The organism is Gryllotalpicola sp. CP2-P1 (genome assembly GCF_057512245.1).
In genome coordinates this window covers 1-2,320 of record NZ_JBLRDT010000294.1, presented here as the reverse complement: position 1 = coordinate 2,320, position 2,320 = coordinate 1, and the positions used below count along the sequence as shown (strand labels likewise).

Genomic DNA, 2,320 nt, shown 5'->3' with positions numbered 1-2,320 from the left:
TGTACAGCGTCGGAAGCACGACGAGGGTCAGCACCGTCGACGACACGAGGCCGCCGATGACCACGATGGCGAGCGGCTGCGAGATGAACGACCCGCGGCCCGTCAGCCCAAGGGCCATGGGCGTCAGCGCGCAGATCGTGGCCAGGGCCGTCATGAGAATCGGGCGCAGTCGACGCGAAGCCCCGTGGGCGACGGCCTGCGGCACCGGCATCCCCCGATCTCGATATTGGTTGACGAGATCGACGAGCACGATCGCGTTCGTCACCACGATGCCGATCAGCATGAGCACGCCGATGAGCGACGCGACGCCGAGCGGTACGCCCGAGATCACCTGCAGGATGATCGCGCCGGTCGCCGCGAACGGCACCGAGACGAGCAGCAGCAGCGGCTGCCGCAGCGACTTGAAGGTCGCGACCATCACGATGTAGACGATCAGGATCGCGGCGAGCAGGGCCAGGCCCAGCTGCGAGAACGCCTGCGACTGGCTCTGCTGCACGCCGCCGAGCGTCGCGGTCGCACCCGTCGGCAGCTTCACCGCGGCGAGCGCCGAGTTCACGTCGCGGTTCGCCTGGGTCAGGTCCTGCCCCGCGGGCGTCGCGGTGATCGTCGCGCTGCGCAGCCCCTTCTGCGTGGTGATCTTGGTCGGGCCGGTGGCCTCGTGCACGTCGGCGAGGGTGTCGAGCGCGACGGGGCCCGCCGCCGTCGGCACCTGCAGCGCCTTGAGCTCGGCGACGGTCGCCGGGGTGTCCGCATTGTCGAGGTAGATCTTGAGCGTCGTCGCGTCGATCGCGATCGTGCCGATCTGCGTGGGCTGCATCGCCTGCGACACGAGCTGGCTGAGCTGCACTTCGGTCAGGCCCGCCTGCGCCGCCTTCGCGCGGTCGACGTCGACGGCGAGGTAGGGCAGCTCGGCCGACAGGCCGCTCGAGACCTGCGTGAGCGAGTCGTAGCGCTCGAGCCTCTTCACGAGGGCGTCGGATGCCTGCTGCAGCGCCGCGTCGTCGGGGGCGGTGACGTCGATCTCGATGTCGCTCGAGCCGCCGAGCCCCTGGCTCGAGGCGAGCTGCACGGTGCCGACGTCGTGCAGCCCTTCGAGCTTGGCCCTGATCGTGCTCTGCAGCGCGGTCTGGTCGGCGTCGGGGTCGGTCGTCACGCTGAAGGTCGTGCCCGTGCCGCCGCCCCCAAAGGCATCGGCGATGGCACTGCCGCTGCCGCCGACCGAGGTCTGCACCGTCGTCACGCCCTTCGTCTCGCGCAGCGCCTTCTCGACGGGCTTCGACGCGTCGTTCTTGGCCGCGAGGCTGGCGCCCGGCGGCAGGGTCTGGTTGACGGTGAGGGTGTTCTGACCGCTGTCGCCGAGGAAGTTCGTCGTGAGCAGGGGGCCGAGCGCCGCCGTTCCCACGAGCACGAGCACGGCGATGACGACCGTGATGCCCGAGTGCCGCAGTGTCCAGCGGATGATCGGCAGGTACGCCCGCTGCAGCCTGGTCGGGTGCTCGAGCTCGTCGGTGCGACCCGCCTCGATGTCGGCGTCGAGCGCGGAGCGCGCGCCTTCGCGCAGCCTGGGCGGGCGCACGAACCAGTACGCCAGCACCGGAACGATCGTGAGCGCCACCAGCAGCGAGGCGAGCAGCGCGATGGTGACCGTGACGGCGAAGGGCCGGAACAGCTCGCCGGTCACGTCGCCGACGAACGCGATCGGCAGGAACACCGCCACGGTCGTGATGGTCGACGCGGTGATCGCGCCGGCGACCTCGCGCACGGCCCTGACCACGGTCGCCGCCCGGTCCGCCCCGGGCACCAGATGTCGCTTGATGTTCTCGATGACCACGATCGAGTCGTCGACGACGCGCCCGATCGCGATCGTGAGTCCCCCCAGCGTGATGATGTTGAGCGTGTAGTCGCTCGCCCACATCACGATGAACGTGATCAGCACGCTCGTCGGAATCGAGATCGCCGTCACGATCGTCGACCGCACCGACAGCAGGAACACCAGGATCACGATCACCGCGAAGCCGAGCCCGAGCAGGCCCTCTTCCGCAAGCGACGAGATCGACTGGGTGATGAACGGCGCCTGGTCGAACACCGTCGTGAGCTTCACGTCGCCGCCGAGCCGGTCCTCGAGCGACGGCAGCAGCTTCTTCACCGCGTTCGAGACCTCGACCGTGTTCGCCGCGGGCAGCTTGGTCACGGCGATCGTGAGCGCGGGCTCTCCGTTCACGCGCGACAGCGTGGTCGTCGGGTCCGTGTTGAGAACGACGGATGCCACCTCGCCGATCGTCTTCGGAGCGGCCGCCGGTTGAGCAGGCTGCTGCGCCGC

At 69.6% G+C, this 2,320-nt stretch carries 1 protein-coding gene; it reads right to left on the bottom strand.

All coding sequences use genetic code 11. The features are described from left to right. Positions 1–2,320, bottom strand: a 2,320-nt coding sequence (locus ACM2XV_RS14430; RefSeq protein WP_487027433.1) for an efflux RND transporter permease subunit, incomplete at both ends; no start/stop codon positions are given.